Below are 18926 nucleotides of genomic sequence, written 5' to 3' on the forward strand. Positions count from 1 at the left end.
ACTCTATACTCTATACTCTATACTCTATACTCTATACTCTATACTCTATACTCTATACTCTATACTCTATACTCTATACTCTATTATTTACTTTTCTCTTCTTTTTTTCTCAAAAACAAACTCTCTTTTATACTTTTTAACCTGGTAAATGCCTTGCCGTTCATTTCTTTGGATTCTTCAACTTTCTTCTTAGAGGTACCATCATAAAGCATACCTGTACATAAGCACATTTTTTGCTCTGTTCTTGTAAGAATATCGAAATTTTTGCAAGTTTGGCAACCTTTCCAGAATTCTGGGTCATCTGTAAGTTCAGAGAATGTAACAGGTTTGTAACCAAGGTCATTATTAATTTTCATGACAGCCAAACCGGTAGTAATTCCAAATATTTTAGCATCTGGAAATTTCTCTCTACTCAAATCAAAAATCTTAGCTTTAATTCGCTTCGCCAGTCCCTGACCTCTGTAGTCTGGGTGTACTATGAGTCCAGAATTGGCTACAAATTTCTCATGTCCCCAAACTTCAATATAGCAGAAGCCCGCAAATTTATCTCCGTCCAAAGCTAGAACAGCATTGCCATTAGCTAGTTTTTTCTGTATGTATTCTGGAGTGCGTTTTGCAATTCCGGTACCACGAACCTTAGCAGAATCAGCGATAGTATCGCAAATGTCATGGGCGTATTTAAAATGTGACTCGTTAGCAACAATTAAGTTCATTGCCAGTTAAATTTAAAAGTGTAAAAAAAAATGTTTTGATGTTCTGTGCGGAAATGGACTCACCTAATTCCATAAATATATATAACCCTTACGGGCGGCGGCGGCGAGCTATGAACGGACGCGTAAGAGCAGGAATGCTCTTATTGCTAAGTAATATGTAGTTGTTTTCGTTCATTACGGGGTAAATGTACAAATAATATTTATTTGACATCACTCAAGGCGAAATTTTTACAAAAACTTCACTTTTTGTTATTATGTGATACAATTTCATAAAACAAATAGCCATACACTGAAATATATTCAATGCTCAAGAGCCAAAGATTCTCTTTGAAATCGGCTTGAGAATAAGCAAAGTAGCTTAATACAATAGCTGCAGACCAAATAATTGCATATCTGTAGGTGGTGAAAATAGAAAGTAACACCAAGAATATTGGATACCACGGGTGTACCGTTGTAGATATGAAGTAATATATGGTCAAAACCCACATCATAGACCAAAGCACTCTGTTCAGGTCATATTTTTTAGGTAAAAATGTAAAGAGACCTACTGTTGCAATAGTGAGTATAGGCGTAATTTTTCCGTATTCTATAATAAACTCCCATGGCTTTGCATCAAAATTTAGCGCTATTTTTTTAGCGATGTTGTAGATGCTAGAATTAAACTCAAAATTCGAGAACCAAAGTTTTATGGTTTTTGAATAATTGTCAATGAATTCGGGTGTGTTAAAAGGTAGAAAAAGCAGAACGGATGCTATACCCACCAAGGCATAAAAAGCAACGCTTTTTTTCCAGCCAAAATATTTGAAGAATAATGGTAGAAATAGTAGTGGTACCAGTTTTATTGATATGGAACATGCAAGAGCAATTGCCGCAATTTTCCATTTGTTTATAGATAATAAAAACATGGCTAAAATGAAGAAAAATAGCATAACACCTTCAAAATGGAGGTTACCTGTGAGTTCTACAATTACCAAGGGATTTAAGAAATACCAGAATATTAAATGCGGCGATCTGTTTAAATTTTTAAGCAATTTTCTGCCAAAATAGAATATACCGATATCTGCAAGAATTATGATGCCACGCATGGCAAATAAAGATCCGAAAATACTCTTACCGCCCAGTAACGCCGCCAAAGCAAAAATCAGCTGGTTCAACGGTGGGTAGTTACTATAATGCCTTGCACTTAGACTACCCATGCCCTGGTATAGTTCACTAGCATTTGGTATAATAGATACCATGTTTTGCATTAATTCATCTGGGGTATGCAAATAGGGGTTTACACCGCTTGAAACCAAATTACCATCCCAAATGAACCGATAAAAATCTTGAGACAGATTGGGTTCTGTAAATAGAAAAATTAGCCTAAAAATAATTCCGACACCTAATAAGAACCTGAAATTCAGTTTTTCAAACTGTATCAGTTTAAAACAGAAAAAGAAAAGTGCTACAAAAAGGGAGAGCAATTTTATAAAATCTGTACGGTCTAAATGATATGCGAAAGTGTAGTAAAATACAAAACTTAATACTGCCAATATCAAGGAAACTTTGTGGAGTTTCACGTAATTTTTAAAGGTAATCGGCATTAGGGGTTTGGTTTTAGTAACAGGTCAATTTAATGGTTTTTATTGAAATATGATTTCAATTGCCCATCAATTTTCCTAGAAGCTCTTTCATCATTTTTGCAGCTAGGTAAGCGGTCATATCATGAAAGTCTCGGTCAGGGTTGTATTCTACAATGTCTGCGCCCACTACTTCGGTATCTATACTTTGAATTAAGTCTAAAACTTGTCGTGATGAGAGTCCGCCAGGCTCGTGATGAGAAACACCTGGTGCAAAGGCGGGATCAAAGCCATCCATATCTAGAGAAATGTAAAGCGGGTTCTCAAATTTTGGGATAGCTTTTAAATCAAGATTTCGCATTTCATGAACATCCACATTATATTTTTTTGCCTGATCAGCTTGGTGCGGATTTAATGTTCTAATTCCAACTTGAACAAGTTTTACCGCAAATTCGTTTTCCATAATACGGGCGAAGGGGCATGCATGAGAATAAGGGTCTCCTTCATAATCGTGGTATAGATCTGCGTGAGCATCAATATGTAAAATATCTAGTTTTGGGTAGTGTTCATGAAAAGCTTTTATAATAGGAAATGTTACGGAATGGTCACCACCTAAAGAAAGTAATTTTGAACCAGTTTCAATATTCTTTTTGGTAATGGTTTCAATATCAAAATATTCATTGATGATAAAATCACCCTTGTCTGTAACAGCATCATTTTCTATAGATGTGCCTAATTCGGTATATAGGTTCATAGAGTCGCTGTACAATGCCTTTCTAATTAGGTCTGGAGCTTTTGCCGGACCTTGTTGAAAAGACGATTTAGAATCCCAATTTATTCCTTGAATTACAATATCCTTCATAATAACGCTTTCGGTTTTAATGTAAAATTAATACATCGTATTTGGGTTTTCAGACTTCTCAGGAATTTGCTGAATGGAATCCCAATGTTCGCATATTTTTCCTTCTTCATCAAACCTAAAAAAATCCATCGTAACATATTGGTCATTTCCAGGCCAGATTTGGTGCGTATGCAGTGAAACTAAATCGCCCTCTGCAATACAGCGTACAAATTCAATAGATTTTTCTGGGTATTCTGCCTGCATACGTTCAAAATAATCGATAAAACCTTGTGTACCATTTGCAACTGCCGGGTTGTGCTGAATATATTCTTTGCCAACATATTTCTCTATAGCAAGTTTGGGTTTCCCTAAATATGCTGTTCTATAAAATGCTATGGCATTTTCTTTGTTTTGCTTCAGGTTCATGGTTGTTTGGCTAAGGATTTAATGAGCATATAATTTTCTGAATTCAGTTGGTGTTTTACCTGTATGCGATTTAAAAAACTTTGAAAAATAAGCATAAGCAGAAAACTCAAGGGTATGGGCAATACCGGCCAAATTGTCATCTGAATGGACGATTAATCTTTTAGCCTCTAATGTTATGCGTTCAGAGATGAGGTCGCTAGTGGTTTTATTGATGGTTTTACGTACCACTCGGTTTAAGTGTTTGGTTGTTATATTGAGTTCGTTGGCATAGAATTTAGGTAATTTTTCTGTGTAAAAATACTCGTTTATCAATTTTTCTAAGTGTTCAAGTATTTTTGAATAATTACTTGAGCTCAATTTTTCAATAGTACTGTCTGCTGTATACGTACGAGTGAGTTCAATATAGATGTAATTTATGAGCCCGGTTATTTTGGCTTCACGTAATACATTGTTCTCGCAATATTCGGTAAATAATTCTTTAAAAACACCAGTTAGCTTATTTGTTTTTTCTGAAGGTAATTGTAAAAGCGGCGGGTTTTGGTTTGAGTAATAAAATGGAAAAGAACTTAGTTGGTGATCTAAATATTTTAGCTCGTAGAACTCTTGTGAATGAAAAAAGATATACCCCTCTGGTTGCGAGCTGAATTTCCAGAAATGTGTTTGTCCTGGTTTTAAGAAAAAGACTTTTCCCGGTTCAATGGAGTAGGTGTCGAAATCAATTTCATGCGTACCAGTACCTTTTGTGAAAATTACACACAAGTAAAAATTATGGCTGTGAGGTTTACTTATTAGATGCTTATTAATTTGAATATGGTGAGCAAAAGAGTTTACATAAAGACTATCTAGAGGCTTGTTTTTTAAAAACTGATTAATATGTAAAACAGGAAATTTCATGAAAATGTCCTAAAATTACAAATTTTGGGGCTAATAATACCACTTTATCATTACTTACATGTCTTAATTTTGCAGTAATTAAATTATGGTCATGAATAAAGTGTTAGATGTTATAAAATGCAAATGTCCTAATTGTAAAGAAGGCAAGGTGTTTAGTGATCAGGGTAATATTCTATTATTAAGAATGCCTAAAATGAATGAGAGGTGCACCGAATGTAACTTTAAGTTTGAGCGCGAAACAGGGTTCTTTTTTGGGGCAATGTTTGTCAGTTATGCGCTAGCTGTGGCACAAATGATAGTATGTTTAGTTTTGTTTTGGCATTTTGTAGACTTGTCTCCTATTCGTGTTTATGCCATTATAGCTACTACTACAGTATTGTTGAGCACAGTAAATTTTAGACTTTCTAGAGCTATTTGGATTTATATTTTTTATAAAAATTAATTGTTTTGCTAATTAAGGAAAGTCAATTCTTTTGCGATTTTGAGATTCCTTTTGGTGATTTTTATCCGTTATTTTTTAAAACCATACGAAGGGCTATGCCCAAACAAGTAGACTATTCACAAACTTGAAGAAATAGTATATATCTATAGGTTTTAAAATAGCTGCCACTAAATAGCAGAAAATATATAGGGTTTTATTACCGCCGATGTTCTAGGTGTAACAGTCTAGGTAATCATGAATAGGGATGCTTGTATGCAAACTGTTTTTTTGTTCGGTGTTTTGATGGTGATATTTAATTTATATTAACTTATTTTGAACTTCTAAGTATGATTGAAATTATATGCAGGAGGATAAGAAAAGGATTGCAAGAAAAAAAACACCATGGCCAACAAAAGATGCTATGCAACAAGTCTATGAAAAGAAACTTTGGGGTAGTGGTGGTGAGGATTTTTATTCTGGTGAAGGTTCTCATAAATTAGAAATTGTAAAACCTTATATCAACACATTAATTGCGTTTTTAACCTCATTTGAAAATCCCATTTCTGTATGTGATTTGGGTTGCGGAGATTTTAATGTGGGCAAAGAATTAGTGTCGTACACCAAGAACTATATAGCTGTAGATATTGTTCCAGAACTGATGGAGCGCAACAAGGAAATGTATAATATATCTAATTTAGAATTTCAATGTTTAGATATCGCTAAAGATGCATTGCCTATTGCAGATTGTGCCATTCTTCGTCAAGTGCTGCAACATATTTCTAATGACGAGGTAAAGCAAGTTGTGGCTAAGCTTGTTAATTATAAGTATGTAATAGTTACAGAGCATTTGCCAACTACAGATTTTACACCCAATTTAGATATTATCTCTGGTCAAGGTACTCGTTTAAAAAAGCAGAGTGGGATTAAACTTTTGTTAGCGCCATTTAATTTGAAAGTTGTGGAAGAACGTGAACTATTGACGGTAGTAGATGCGCACGGTATTATTGTAACTACATTGTATAGGATGAATTGATTTATTAATCCTGATAAATATCATATTATAAATTCATGCTGTTATCTAGCTTTGATGGTATCATAAAAACAAAAATAGATGAGCAAAATAGAAATAAACCAGGGAGAGATAAAAGTAAAATTCAATGAGCCAACTTCAGGTAAATTATCTTTTGAACAATTAGGGATTTCTAATGATGGTGCAAAATTAGAAGGCGGATTGCTTCGTTTAGTTTTTGATTTAGAAGGGATAGGTGAGCATGATTATTATCAAGTACCTACTATAGAGTTGTTTTACGAAGAGAATATGTCCGAGACGCATTGGGTATGTGAATTTAACGGAAAAACAATACTTGATAAATTAGATCATTATGGTCATTCTACCATATTGTTGTTAAATAGAAAGGTGTTGAGTGAACTAGAGCAGCATCATGAAAATGTATTAATAGTTCATGCCGAATTTCCTCAACCGGCGAAATTAAATTTAAAAGAATCTTCTATTCGTTTATTTAAATAAGCGAGAATAAATTTTTGAAAAAGGGTAGCGAAAGGTTTGTTGGTTTTATAGTGGTAGTTCAACGCAAGCAGACCTGTTAGATTGTTGTTTAGTTCACAGGTCGTTTTCGCTATCCTTTCTTTACTTACTTCGAGATGCGATTTATTATTTTTTGATAAGAAAAAATAATAAACCTCCAATGATAAACGTAAGCACAAAAGGTAGATAGGTAAGCGATTTCTTAGTGCTTTTAGAGTTGTTGTCAATCCATTTTCCGTCTTCTAACGACACATTTATTGTATTTAGGTTTTCCTTGTTTAAAGTGTATTTTGTTTTTGGAAATTCATTAAGAGAAAAAATAACTGCGGATTGGCTATTATAGAGGTCGTAAAAGATTTCATTCCGTAGCTCTATACTTTTAGTTTTTAAAGGAAGACCAATTAACTCTGTAACAATTTTGGTTTGGTGACCTAAAATGACTTTTGGGTTTTTAAATTGAGGAGTGTCTTTATTATTAAGTATAATTGAAAATCTTGATTTAAAAAGCTGAAGCACTAAATCTTGAAATTCTTCTGGAGATTTATAAGCACCTTCTCCATGAATAAAATTCACCTCTTGTTGAAAAGCTGTTAATGAGCTATTTAACTGTAGAACAATTTGTCCATTTTCGGTTTTTGAAATTATGATACTCGAAAATTCTGGATTATGTGCCCACAGTAAATTGCTAAAGACAAGAGAAGCAGTAACTAATAGTAGTAAAATCGATTTTTTACTTAACATATACCCCGCGTAGTCCGTCAATAAAATTGTTGCTTCCAGCTTTATCTACATGGTAATGATAACCTCTTATCTCGTCATATTGACCTCTAAATTCATCTAAATCTGTTGCTTCGTTACCATCGGCATCCGTATTTGCGAAAATTGGATATCCGTCCATGGCATAGCCTATCATTGGTGCATGATTATCATCTTGTTCTATTTTTTTGGAAACACCTGTAGCTGCATGGTAATGATACCCTTCGTGTAAATTTATATGTCCGCCGGCATCATCAAAAGGAGCAATGGTGTAAGCTGCCAGGATATTATCTACAGGAGCAGGTGCATTAAAAACAACACCGTTAAAAGCTAAACCTCTGTTTGAAGGTCCAATTCCTTCACCACCTGGTGGTGGTCCCTTAGGTCTTTCACCATCTTTTGGACGTTCTGGTCTTTCATGAACATCTTCGCCGCCGTTTGGAGGTCCAGATCTAAAAGCATATCCCTCAGGTGCTTTTTTAGGAGTAACCGGTATATAATAGGTGTGGGTCATTCCAGTTATATAGGAAGGTAAGCATTCAACACAAAAATTTTTGTACTCTTCACCAACATTTGGATCTGCGGCATCATTACATTCTGCTTTTGTTTTTGTTTTGGTGATTTCACCTGTTGTTTTGTCATAAAGCATCCAAGTGTCATCATTGAACAACGTGCCTAAATTTTTGATGAATTCGCCATCAATGTCATATATCTCACCCTCTACGGCCCATACACCGCCTTTGCTAGCGTCATCTGAAATATTATCTGGACACCATGGTCCCATATCGTGCTCTGAAGGTATACCAGAGGTTATAATTTTATAACAATCTGCAGTAGTGCCATCAGACATTTCTTTACTAACAATAGTGATTGGTTCAACTAAACTTCCTGTAAGGAAATTTTCTTTTTTAACAGAAATGGTTACTTCATTTGAAGCTGTTGAATTGCTAGACTTGGCATTTTTGCAACCTGTGAAGCTTACAAGAAATATAGCTATAAGAAAGCCTGTGTATAGATTTTTGCACATAATGTTAATGTAATAATTACTACTTAAAGTTAAGCACTTCTAGGCTTATAGCGTCATATTACGACTGTTTTAATTTTTTTGAACAGCCGTTTATTAATAGTCTCGGTATAATTCAATTCTGATAAAGTTGCTTTTATAAATTATAATTTTAGAAAAGTTAGGCGCGAAATTATATAGTATAGCATTAATTTTAATAGTATCAGTTAGTGTTATTTATAACTGGTAGGTGAATTATAAATGTAGTCCCTTGTTCTAAAACACTTTCAATTTGTATAGTTCCATTTAACTTTTCAACCAATGTTTTAATAATTGCTAAACCTAAACCATTAGAAGTTTCGCCGTCGGTTGGTTTTGCAGAGAGTTTTTGAAACATTTTAAATGCCTTTTTCTTATCATCGTTAGACATACCAGGACCATAATCTTTAAAAAAAATAAGAACTGATTCTTTGTTTAATGCCACGTTTAAATCAATAGTACTTCCTCTATCGGAAAACTTCATGGCATTGGTCATTAAATTATCAAAAATACGGGTCAATAATTTTTGATCGGAATATATAAGTATCGGTTTGTTTTCTATTTTTTTTCTTAATTTTTGGTTCTTATCTTCTAACCTGCTTAGATAACTTTTTTCCCATTCTTCTATGAAGATTGAAAGGTTAAATTTATTTAGTTCAATAGTTTTTTCAGGATGATTGATATTGCTCATTAGAAGCAAGTCTGTAATTAAGCTATTTCCACTTTTAATAGATTTATTGATGTAATCTATATAAGTACGCTGTTTTTCATCTAAATTCTCGTCGTCTTTTAATAGATGAATAAGACCGTCAATACTATTTAGCGGACTTCGTAGGTCATGCGCTATTACACCTATAATTCCATCTTTTTCTCTATGTAAATCTTTTAATTTTTTATTGTTCTCTACTAATTCTTTTGTTTGCACAGCTACTTCCTTTTGAAGTATTTTTTTGGTTTTCTTCAATGTATTTAATCGTATATAATAAATAGAAAAAAGTATACCAATAATCAACAATAAACTTAGCATTCTAAACCACCAAGTTTTCCACCAAGGAGAACTTATTTGAATGGTCAAAGAAGTTTCATTCTCGTTCCAAACATTTTCGTTATTGGATCCTTTAATTTTCAGCTTGTATGTATTTGGATCTAAATTGGTAAAGGTCAAATCATGTTTGGTACCGTAATCTATCCAATCTGTATTAAAACCTTCCAATTTATATTTATACTTGTTTATTTTGGAATTGGTAAATTCTAAAGCTGAAAATTTAAAAGTTAAATTGTTTTGATCGTAGGGTAAATCAATAGTCTTTATTTGATCTATGTTTTCATAGAACTGCATAGATTTGTTATTGACTTTAATGTCGGTTAAAACAACGTTTGGAACGTGTAGGTTGTCTTTAATGTCATTAGGGTTAAATATGGTAAAGCCAGATGTACCCCCTACTAATAAATTTTCATCAGTACCTTGAGAATGACCACCCATATCCAATATACTATTGCCAGGTATAGAGATATTACAAAAGTGGATTTTACCTTGTTCTGTTTTAGATAAACCGTTAGGGGTAGTCAGCCAAATATTATCATCTGCCCCGGATAGGATACCAAATATGATATCACTAGGCAAGCCATCTTCCACTTTGTACTGTTCAAATTCTTCGGTTTTAGGATTAAAGATAGCTAGTCCGCTTCTTGTTCCGATCCATAATTGTTTTGAGTCATCTAAAAATAATGATCTAATCTTATTACCTACAATACAGTTTTTACAATTTTCCTTGTAGTTCCATAGTGAGAATTCAAAAGTATTGGTGTTCAATAAAACTAATCCTCTATCGCTGCCGATCCACACTTCAGAATCAGATGCGCGCAGCATACAGTTAGCTGAAAGATCGCTTAATATATTATTTGGGTCATTAGTAGTTCGTACAGCGGTAATTTCACTGGTAGTAGTATTATAGATTAGTAAACCGGACCCTGTTGTACCAATAAGCAGACTGTCATTGCCCAGTTCATAAATACTTTTGATATGACGTATTTTAGTTGTTAAAGGGTTTGAGACGAAATCTAATGCTAAATTAAATCTATCAGTTTTTGCATTATAAGAATACAGGCCTCCGCCTTGCGTACCTACCCAAAGTACATTGTTTTTGCTACGGTAAATGGTTCTGATTTTTGGGGTATTGGTATCTCCGCGATAATTAAAATCTTTAGTATAATTTTTAAATAGACGTCTTTTAGAATTGAATCTACTTAATCCGTTATTGGTTCCTATCCATATAGTTCCATCTAGATCTTGGAACATGGCGCGCACATTATTATTGACCAATGAATTGTTATAGTTGTCGTCTTTTTCCCAATGGTTGAAAATTAGATTTTTAAGGTTGAACTTGTTTAGTCCATTTCCCGTGGTCGCCATCCAAATATTTTCAGATTTGTCAACCAGCACATCTTCTATAGAATTATTGTCAATATTATAAGCGGTGTTACCGTCTGATCTGTATACTTTAAGTTCTTCTGTTGCTAAATCATAATTTACCAAACCACTACCATTGGTACATAGCCAAAAACTACCTTGGTGTTCATTATAAATTTTCCATATATAAACATCGCTAATAGAATTACCATGGGTAGTAATAAGCTTCGTTTTTTTATAGGTGTTCGTTAAGGTGTTTAAAGTGGCCAAACCATTGTCTGTAGCTACCCAAAGCTTATGGTTTGTAAGATATAGGTCATTTATGAATTCTGAAGGATGTTCCTCTTCTGAAACATAATTAGGTTTCACTTTTTTAAAGGTGCCATCGGAAGGTAAAAAATAGTAAAGACCTTGAAATTCATCACCTATAAACAGATTTCCTTTTTGGTCCTCTATGATAGTTTTTATGGAATGTTTGCAATTTTGGCATTCATTTGGTTGCATATAACGCTGAAAAGAAAGACTATTTTCATTAAATAAATTCAAACCGCTTTTTGTCCCTACCCAAAGCCTCTGCTGACTGTCTTCGTATATTTTTAATACATCATTACTGCTTATGGAAGTAGGTTCGTTATAATTATATTCAAATCTCGTTATATTACCCGTTTTTGTATTGTAAAGATTTAGACCGCCGCCCTCTGTGCCGATCCATATGTTGCCATTGGAATCTTCTAGCAAACAGGTGATCCAATTATCTGAAATGGAGTTTTTATCATTGGGGTCGTAATTGAATACTTTAGACTCATAACCATCATATCTGTTAAGTCCGTTGTTGGTACCTATCCAAATGTAACCTGTTGAATCTTGAAGAATACTTGTGGGATAATTGGATGAAAGCCCATTTTCAATACCTATTCTCTCTAAAAACTGATTGTTAGACTGGGCATTTAATTTCAGTATTGTTAAGATAAAAAGTACTGATAGTAGAGATTTTCTTATTAAAGGGGATTTGATTAACAATTGATTTATTTTCAAATAATTATAGTGTACTGTCAAAAATAAACAGGAATAGTCTTGTTATTAAATGTAGGTCAATTCTTTATAAAAATCTATTTTTTTGTCTTTTAAAACTGAATATTCTTAAAAAAGGAGTGTCGATAGTCGGTTTAGGTTAATAAAGAAATAAGAATTACTAAATTGTTTTTAAATAATTAATTGCTGTTGTTGGGACAATTACTCTGACCAGTATGCTTGATTGTTAGTTTGAAGATATTATAATTGTATTAATGTAGAAAGGGAATCAAATCATTGAAGCAGATATAAGTTGATTTCGTCTCATAGATTTACATATTGATAAACATATTGAATTGCTTACAGGACAGTAGGTGATATTAAAAAGGGATAACCAACGGTTATCCCTTTTTAATATCTTACTTAAAGCTGTTTAAGCCCTTGAGGTCAATGATTTAAAGAATACAAAGCCAAAGCCCAAGAACAGCATAAAGTGAAACGGAAACAACCCAAAATCATTTAATGGTATAGCGCTGTACATACCAAACATGAAATAAATCATTAAGGCAAATTCCAAAATCATATTCGGCGATAATTTTTTAGCTAAGTATTTATTGCCTTTCCAACTTTGCTTTAAGGTGCTAATGTTGAATTTTGGTGTACGTACAAATTCACTTCGTTTACCCATATGCCCTTCTATAACGGCAATGGTATTATGTAAAGAGAAACCTAGTGCTACAGAGAAAAAGGTAAAGAATATACGTATGTAGTCTACAAAGTTGTTAAAACCGCTGCCTTGTATACTCTTATAGGTAAACCAATAGCACACGAATAAGATAATTGTACTAACGGTGAACAAGCTTAATAGTGAGAATACCCAGTCTAAATGACCGTATGTGTTTTTTATATAAAGCGAGGGAATACTAAGTAATGCCACTAAGAATACACATAAGAACATAGAACTGTTCAATAAGTGCATTACTCCGTGAAACTTCGTTTTAAAAGGTATATTCTTTGCTGCAACAACACTCCAAACTGTTTTTCTAAAGTTCTCTGCACCACCCTTGTTCCAACGAAATTGTTGAGAACGTGCAGCACTAATAACTACAGGAAGCTCTGCAGGAGTCTCTACATTTTCTAAATACTTGAATTTCCAGTTTTTCAGCTGTGCACGGTAACTTAAATCTAGATCTTCGGTAAGCGTGTCACCTTCCCAGTTGCCAGCGTCAATAATGCACTCTTTACGCCAAATACCTGCGGTACCGTTGAAATTTATGAAATGCCCTTTACTGTTTCTTCCAACCTGTTCTAGGGTAAAATGTGCATCAAGAGCAAATGCCTGTATTTTTGTTAAGGTTGAGTAATCGCGGTTTAGGTGTCCCCAACGGGTCTGTACCACACCAATTTCTTCATCTTTAAAATAAATTACGGTTTTTTTCAACCAATCTGAAGCCGGTAAAAAATCTGCATCAAAAATGGCAATGAATTCACCCTTTGCTACTTCAAGTCCTTCTTTTAAGGCACCTGCCTTAAAACCGGAACGGTCAGTTCTGGTAATATGTTTAATATCTAAACCGGTCTCTTGTAATTTTGCAATACTGGCTGCCGTAGTAATTACGGTGTCGTCAGTAGAGTCATCTAAAACCTGTATCTCTAATTTACTTTTTGGGTATTCTATTTTTGCAATGTTTTCCAATAAACGGTCCATTACATATTCTTCATTAAATACAGGAAGCTGAATGGTTACGAACGGAATTTCCTTTGGGTCTAATAAGTTAAACTTAGGTGCCGTTTGGTTTTGTCTTTTTTGAGATAAGTAGTTGATCAACAGATTAAGCTGCGCCAAGCTATAAAAGAAAATTAATAGTAATGAGATACTATAAATTATGATAATAAAATAAGCTAGAGCTAGTGCCATATTATTTAATACTGTATTTGAAGATCCACCCCAAAATTTTTATGCCTGCAAATATACTACCTTTTACGGTTCCTGAAACTTTAGAGATGCCAATTCTTCGTTTGTAACGTACTGGTACTTCGGTATATGTCATTTTTTTCTTAAGAATTTTCAGTTGCATTTCAACCGTCCACCCATAAGTCTTGTCTTCCATGTTCAATTCTTTGAGCTTTTCGTATTTAATTGCCCTAAAAGGACCTAAATCCGTAAATTTTGCACCAAAAAACAAACGCATTAAAAATGTTGCCAGCCAGTTGCCAAAAACCTGTTGTGGGGTCATAGAACCTTCTTCTCGTAAAGCTTTAGTTCTTGCGCCAACCACAAAATCAATGTCATTTTCTAAAATAGGAGCAACTACCTTATCCAGTTCCTCAGGATAATCAGAATAGTCTCCATCAATAAATACGATAATATCCGGTTGTTTAGATGTAGTTGCAACATAATCTAAACCTTTAAGGCAGGCAAAGCCATATCCTTTTTTGGTCTCTGTAAGTACTGTGGCACCTGCAGCTTCGGCATTTTTTACGGTATCATCTGTAGAATTATTGTTCACAACGATTACCTCAGATACCGTTTTTGGTAATTCTTTGATGACATGGGCAATAGAGTTTGCTTCGTTAAAAGCTGGTATAATTACTTTAATGTCTGTCATTATTTTAAATCTGATAAACTATTTTCACTGGTAAAGGCACGAAAAGATGTCCATTCTTTAATCTTTTCACCTTTACTGTATTTCTCTGCAGATATCAACTTTGTATCCTTATACTTTAAGCAATACCCGTCTTTTATTCCTTTTGTTAGCTGACATTTATGGTTAATACGACCTTTTTTATCGTAAAAAAGCCACCAGCCAATTTCTTTGTTATCGGCAAATTTGCCTTCTTTGATTCTAATCCGGTCTTCATTGTAAAAAAACCAATACTTTTCTCTTTTTCCATAAGCGTAAAAACCTTGCTCAGATTTATGTCCGTTTGGATGGTAAAAGGTCCAATGATCCGTTCTTGTGCTGTAACGCATCCATCCTTCACTTTCTAAGGTGCCATCTTCATAATAGGTACGTTCATAGCGTTTGTCTTCAGGATTAATAAAAGCTAACAATCCTAAACAAATAAGAGCGGGCAAAAAGAGTTTAAATAGCTTCATTTTTTTAAAATTTTAGATTAACATTTAAGTTTTTACTATACCAAAGACTACACCGTTATTTTCTACTTCTTATGGTATAGGTATGTTTTCCTTTTTTAAGAGGAATTTCAGTTCCTTGCCAATTTAAGTTGCCTTTCATTGTTTGGGGAATTGTTATTTCTGCGGATAATTTATTCTTGTTTTTCTTTAGTTCAAATTCAATATTTCCTTTTGATGTAGGAAGCAAACCTGCCATCTCATTTAGTTTGCCAAAGGCCGGGCTAATCTGCACTTCCTCAAAATCATTCCGTACCGATTGGATGCCTGCCAGATAATTAAAATAAAAATATGCCGGCGATGCACTCCAAGGGTGAACTTCTGATCTGGTTGGTTTCTCAACACTTTCAAATCGTTCTAATGTTGTGGTCATATGGTCGTTGATCATTTGTTCCCAAGGTTTTTGGGCAACATCGAACAACTCAGGAGCATCTACCTTTTTAATCGCTTCAAAAAGATAAAAACGATAATAATAGGTAGCTTGTAGTAAGTCTTTTTCGTTTAGAATTTTATCTAAAAGTGCTCTTTGCTCATTTTGTGGGATTGCATCTGTCAATATGGCCATGATATTGGTATGCTGATCATAAATGGTTTTATCAGGCCGCTCAGCAAATAAATTTCTTTCATCGTCATAACAAAGTTCGTAAACAGATGTAATAATTTCTTGAGCTCTGGTCTTATATTTTATTGCCGTTTGTTTATCACCTATAACGTCAAAAAGATATGATGCATTTTGTAAAGCATGAACATAATGTAAACTTACAACAGCAGAATTAAGTCCGTCATTTTTGGTAGCGGTTCCACTACCATTATTAGGTCCTGTATACCAGTCTACAAAATAGCGATAAGGCGTTTTGTTGACTAAATTAAGGTCGTTCATGTTTTTTTCGAATCCGGCAAGAGTATTAATGATGCCGTCTTTGTAGGTTTCAACAAATTCTTTGTCGTTAGAAGTGTTGTAATAATCTGCAATCATATCAACCCAAACCAAAGAGTAGGTAGGGTAAATAAAGGAAGAGCGAAGCGGGTAGGCTCCTAATATGTTGCCGTCAGAGTCTCTACTATGATCAAATTGACGAATGGCGTTTTTGGTATGCTCTGCATTACCACTTAACGCTTCCCAAATTAAACCTTGTATTTTAGTATCGCCCACATACTGCATAGTTTCGTAATAGGCATCACTTAAAAAATAATCTTGTGTACAGATGTCAATGGTGCGCTTACAAATATCAAAAATGTCATTGTACATTTTGTCATCAGTAGAGAACTTTGCAATAGATGGTATGGTAGTTCTAGACCTATGGTTTACAAATTTTTCTAGAACAAGTTCCTGATCTTTGGTTTCAATTTCAAATTCAATGAAACGAAAGGTGCGCATCCAATTTGCGATAAATTTTTGGTTCGCTTCTCCGTTAGATATTACTTCGTCGTAATAACCCAAAAGCTTTTTATTTTCTAAGTCGTTACGGTCTCCTTTTTCGTTGTTTGCACCAAAAAGATTCTCGGCATATTTAATGGCAATAATTGCAGATTTCCCTTTGCTGAATAGCAGTTCTGGAAATCCGTTGGTGACATACTGCTGGTCTAAAAGAAAAGTAGTTTTTGTATTGGGGGCAAGTGTCAACGTACCCAATACAGGAAACTCTGTGTTTAGGTCAGAAGAGGAACGAACAATGCTTGCAACTCTTTCCTCATCCCAAGAAAGTAAAGGTAAATTACGGGGCTCTAATAAGTAGGCAATAGATCCGCCCATACTACTGGCATTTTCAAAGAACTCTACTTTTACCCAATCGCTATCATCAAAATCTAACGTTTCCCAATGGCTAGGATAAAGGTTCATATCAACAATGTCTGTAGGGTTATTGGCATAGAATCCGCCGACAATGGCTTTTTTGCCATTACCTCTCCAAACTACTTCATTTGCTTTGTACGACTCGTCAATGGTGGTTAGCCAAGTATCATTAAAGCCGCTAGTATTAATAATTTTAGCATTTTCGGTAACACCGTTTACCATGACGCTGGTAAATATGGATTGCATGCCCAAAAATCTCCTTTTTCCAAAATTAATGACCTTAACTGCAATAACGTTTTTACCCTTGTTTAGGTAATCTTTTAAGTTTAAGGTTTCAAATTTATAGTGCTGAATGTCGCTCAATTGCGGACCATGGGTAATAAATTCACCATTTACATATAGAAAGTAATGGTTGTCTGCAGAAATATTAATTATAAAATCTGCCTTTGCATCAGTAACGTTAAATGTATTACGAAACAAAACCGCTGTGTCTTCACCTCCTTTTAGTTTTGGGTGACTAACCCAACTGGCACTGATATTTTCTTTACCAAAAATAACCTCAGGGTAATTAAGCTCTGTCTGAGATTGCGTAGATAGTGACAGTAAAAAAAGTAAGTATAAAAAGCGATTCATGTACCGTTTAAGTTGTGGTTAATAGGTTGTAAAGATCATGAAAGATTAGTGAAAACCTATCTTTCACGATCTTTTTCCTGTTATAAAATATAAGTGAACAAGATTAAAAGTATCACTGAGCTTAAAAGCACAGCTTTATTTTATGGATAAAATCTATTTGTTATTCACTAGGTCCATCAAATCAACATCGTTGCCTAATAAGACATCTTTAGAGTTGATACGCCCTTCTTCTGGTCCGTTTTCTAATTTTAAAACACCTCTTGGGCATACTGCGGAACAAATACCACAACCTACACAACTAGAGCGCACAATGTTTTCTCCTTTTTGTGCGTAGGCACGTACATCAATACCCATTTCACAATAAGTGGAACAATTACCACAAGAAATACATTGTCCGCCATTGGTTGTAATTCTAAATTTAGAGAACAAACGTTGTTGAAAGCCTAACATAGCAGCCATTGGGCAGCCAAATCTACACCAAACACGGTTTCCTAAAATTGGGTAAAACCCTGTACCTATAACTCCGGAGAAAATACTACCTATTAAAAAGCTGTAAGTGGTACGTAACGTTTCTGCTTTGAATATGAATATATTTCCAGAACCGCTAAAAAAGTGCATTCCTATTAACACGGCAATAATAGTAAAGTATCCAATTGCACCATATTTTGCATCTTTGGCTAGTTCTTCTCTTTTATAAATCATTACCCAAGAAAAAATAGCGGTTAAAATAACAGCAACCCCAGATATAAACATGGTTTTTGTTAGCCAATATTTGCTAGTGTCATTACCTAAATAAGAATATATAACGGCTATAGTCATAACGGTTACAAATACTACCACACTGTGTACAACCCAACGCTCTACCTTCCAGGCAAATTTAGATTTATCACTTAATTGACGAAAAGAATCACCTGCAGTTTCAGCTAAACCGCCACAACCACAAACCCAAGAGCAATACCATCTTTTGCCGTATTTATAGGTTAAAAAAGGAGAGATTACGAAGATAGATATGATACCAAAAAATAACATGGTCATACCTACACTACCAGAATCTATAAAGCCATTAATACGATAGCGCTCAAAGTTGTAATAGTTTAAGGGCCACATATTTTTTAAATCGTAATACGGTAAATCGCCATTTAGGCGCGCCATGATTTCTGGAATGAAAAAAGCGAAAGCAGTTTGAAAGAACATAACACTTACAGTTCTCAATTGCTCATATTTGTTATGGCGATATTTCCAAATAAATTTGGCGCCAAAAGCTAAAATAGCAACAGTGTACATGGTTCCGTAAACAAACCATTGGCTGGCAGGGTTGCCGCTTAGACCTTTGCTTAAAGGATCAAATAGGGCAATTAATCCAGTATTGTCGCCATCTTTTACAAGACCCAGGTATTGTGGATAAAAATAAAGCACAATGTAAAAACCTGTTAAGGCTATACCGGCCATCCAGCCAAGAACACCTCTACTAGAAATAGATTTAAACCAAACGCCGTCATTCTTAATGCCTTTGTGCTTGTGAGCATATGCAGCTTGTGAAAACCAAATGATACCCGCAAAAATGGCAACAATAGAGATTGTTAGCCATAGAGCCGTATTACCAAGGTTTAAATTGAATAATTGTAGAATGAGAATTCCCAGACCGATCATTCCTGTGACTACTGCCAGTTTTTGGCCTGTATTTAATGCTTTAGGCGGTTCTCCCGCAAGAGACATACTTCTGTCAAAATTACCCATAGTAGGTGT

General features: G+C 34.4%; 16 protein-coding genes. 3 read left to right on the top strand and 13 right to left on the bottom strand.

Annotated features, from left to right (window positions below; genetic code table 11):
• Positions 1-83: 83 nt before the first annotated feature.
• The 5 genes from PXD56_RS12095 to PXD56_RS12115 form a co-directional block, all read right to left on the bottom strand.
• Positions 84-713 (bottom strand): GNAT family N-acetyltransferase, encoded by a 630-nt coding sequence (locus PXD56_RS12095; protein WP_276493606.1) that lies wholly within the window; start codon positions 711-713, stop codon positions 84-86.
• A gap of 239 nt (positions 714-952) precedes the next feature.
• Entirely contained in the window at positions 953-2272 is a 1320-nt protein-coding gene (mptB, locus tag PXD56_RS12100; protein WP_338088456.1) for a polyprenol phosphomannose-dependent alpha 1,6 mannosyltransferase MptB, read from the bottom strand.
• A gap of 79 nt (positions 2273-2351) precedes the next feature.
• Complete coding sequence (speB, locus tag PXD56_RS12105; RefSeq protein WP_276493608.1) at positions 2352-3134, bottom strand: agmatinase; 783 nt, start codon at positions 3132-3134, stop codon at positions 2352-2354.
• A 27-nt stretch (positions 3135-3161) separates the two neighbouring features.
• Positions 3162-3539: a nuclear transport factor 2 family protein gene (locus PXD56_RS12110; RefSeq protein WP_276493609.1), complete on the bottom strand. Its 378-nt coding sequence runs from the start codon at positions 3537-3539 to the stop codon at positions 3162-3164.
• Positions 3540-3557: 18 nt separating this feature from the next.
• On the bottom strand, positions 3558-4433 hold the full coding sequence (locus PXD56_RS12115) for an AraC family transcriptional regulator (RefSeq protein WP_276493610.1): 876 nt from the start codon (positions 4431-4433) through the stop codon (positions 3558-3560).
• A gap of 91 nt (positions 4434-4524) precedes the next feature.
• Here PXD56_RS12115 and PXD56_RS12120 point away from each other — a divergent pair, with 91 nt between their 5' ends.
• From PXD56_RS12120 to PXD56_RS12130, 3 genes are all read left to right on the top strand, one after another.
• Entirely contained in the window at positions 4525-4875 is a 351-nt protein-coding gene (locus PXD56_RS12120; protein ID WP_276493611.1) for a DUF983 domain-containing protein, read from the top strand.
• A 340-nt stretch (positions 4876-5215) separates the two neighbouring features.
• Entirely contained in the window at positions 5216-5887 is a 672-nt protein-coding gene (locus PXD56_RS12125) for a class I SAM-dependent methyltransferase (protein ID WP_276493612.1), read from the top strand.
• Between the two features lie 78 nt (positions 5888-5965).
• Positions 5966-6382: a hypothetical protein gene (locus tag PXD56_RS12130; RefSeq protein WP_276493613.1), complete on the top strand. Its 417-nt coding sequence runs from the start codon at positions 5966-5968 to the stop codon at positions 6380-6382.
• A 144-nt stretch (positions 6383-6526) separates the two neighbouring features.
• Here the strand turns inward: PXD56_RS12130 and PXD56_RS12135 are convergent, their stop codons facing one another.
• The 8 genes from PXD56_RS12135 to PXD56_RS12170 form a co-directional block, all read right to left on the bottom strand.
• Entirely contained in the window at positions 6527-7141 is a 615-nt protein-coding gene (locus tag PXD56_RS12135; RefSeq protein ID WP_276493614.1) for a hypothetical protein, read from the bottom strand.
• Complete coding sequence (locus tag PXD56_RS12140) at positions 7131-8183, bottom strand: YHYH protein (protein ID WP_276493615.1); 1053 nt, start codon at positions 8181-8183, stop codon at positions 7131-7133. Before PXD56_RS12140 ends, PXD56_RS12135 begins: the two co-directional genes overlap by 11 nt.
• A gap of 199 nt (positions 8184-8382) precedes the next feature.
• Positions 8383-11628: a ligand-binding sensor domain-containing protein gene (locus PXD56_RS12145; RefSeq protein ID WP_276493616.1), complete on the bottom strand. Its 3246-nt coding sequence runs from the start codon at positions 11626-11628 to the stop codon at positions 8383-8385.
• A gap of 424 nt (positions 11629-12052) precedes the next feature.
• Entirely contained in the window at positions 12053-13537 is a 1485-nt protein-coding gene (locus PXD56_RS12150; protein ID WP_276493617.1) for a cellulose synthase family protein, read from the bottom strand.
• A gap of 1 nt (position 13538) precedes the next feature.
• Entirely contained in the window at positions 13539-14228 is a 690-nt protein-coding gene (locus tag PXD56_RS12155; RefSeq protein ID WP_276493618.1) for a glycosyltransferase family 2 protein, read from the bottom strand.
• Positions 14228-14719 (bottom strand): toxin-antitoxin system YwqK family antitoxin, encoded by a 492-nt coding sequence (locus PXD56_RS12160; RefSeq protein ID WP_276493619.1) that lies wholly within the window; start codon positions 14717-14719, stop codon positions 14228-14230. The genes PXD56_RS12155 and PXD56_RS12160 overlap by 1 nt, the downstream gene beginning before the upstream one ends.
• Before the next feature lie 55 nt (positions 14720-14774).
• Positions 14775-17180, bottom strand: coding sequence for an alpha-L-rhamnosidase-related protein (locus PXD56_RS12165; protein WP_276493620.1), 2406 nt, complete (start codon positions 17178-17180; stop codon positions 14775-14777).
• A gap of 153 nt (positions 17181-17333) precedes the next feature.
• Complete coding sequence (locus PXD56_RS12170; protein ID WP_276493621.1) at positions 17334-18917, bottom strand: 4Fe-4S binding protein; 1584 nt, start codon at positions 18915-18917, stop codon at positions 17334-17336.
• Positions 18918-18926: the final 9 nt, after the last annotated feature.

Origin of the sequence: Maribacter zhoushanensis (genome assembly GCF_029350975.1) — a bacterium.
Lineage (GTDB): Bacteria > Bacteroidota > Bacteroidia > Flavobacteriales > Flavobacteriaceae > Maribacter > Maribacter zhoushanensis.

Bases quoted from the DNA above. Each gene is read 5' to 3' on its own strand.
- PXD56_RS12095 (WP_276493606.1), bottom strand. From the start codon at position 713: ATGAACTTAATTGTTGCTAACGAGTCACATTTTAAATACGCCCATGAC.
- speB (WP_276493608.1), bottom strand. From the start codon at position 3,134: ATGAAGGATATTGTAATTCAAGGAATAAATTGGGATTCTAAATCGTCT.
- PXD56_RS12110 (WP_276493609.1), bottom strand. From the start codon at position 3,539: ATGAACCTGAAGCAAAACAAAGAAAATGCCATAGCATTTTATAGAACA.
- PXD56_RS12115 (WP_276493610.1), bottom strand. From the start codon at position 4,433: ATGAAATTTCCTGTTTTACATATTAATCAGTTTTTAAAAAACAAGCCT.
- PXD56_RS12120 (WP_276493611.1), top strand. From the start codon at position 4,525: ATGAATAAAGTGTTAGATGTTATAAAATGCAAATGTCCTAATTGTAAA.
- PXD56_RS12125 (WP_276493612.1), top strand. From the start codon at position 5,216: ATGCAGGAGGATAAGAAAAGGATTGCAAGAAAAAAAACACCATGGCCA.
- PXD56_RS12130 (WP_276493613.1), top strand. From the start codon at position 5,966: ATGAGCAAAATAGAAATAAACCAGGGAGAGATAAAAGTAAAATTCAAT.
- PXD56_RS12135 (WP_276493614.1), bottom strand. From the start codon at position 7,141: ATGTTAAGTAAAAAATCGATTTTACTACTATTAGTTACTGCTTCTCTT.
- PXD56_RS12140 (WP_276493615.1), bottom strand. From the start codon at position 8,183: ATGTGCAAAAATCTATACACAGGCTTTCTTATAGCTATATTTCTTGTA.
- PXD56_RS12150 (WP_276493617.1), bottom strand. From the start codon at position 13,537: ATGGCACTAGCTCTAGCTTATTTTATTATCATAATTTATAGTATCTCA.
- PXD56_RS12155 (WP_276493618.1), bottom strand. From the start codon at position 14,228: ATGACAGACATTAAAGTAATTATACCAGCTTTTAACGAAGCAAACTCT.
- PXD56_RS12160 (WP_276493619.1), bottom strand. From the start codon at position 14,719: ATGAAGCTATTTAAACTCTTTTTGCCCGCTCTTATTTGTTTAGGATTG.
- PXD56_RS12165 (WP_276493620.1), bottom strand. From the start codon at position 17,180: ATGAATCGCTTTTTATACTTACTTTTTTTACTGTCACTATCTACGCAA.
- PXD56_RS12170 (WP_276493621.1), bottom strand. From the start codon at position 18,917: ATGGGTAATTTTGACAGAAGTATGTCTCTTGCGGGAGAACCGCCTAAA.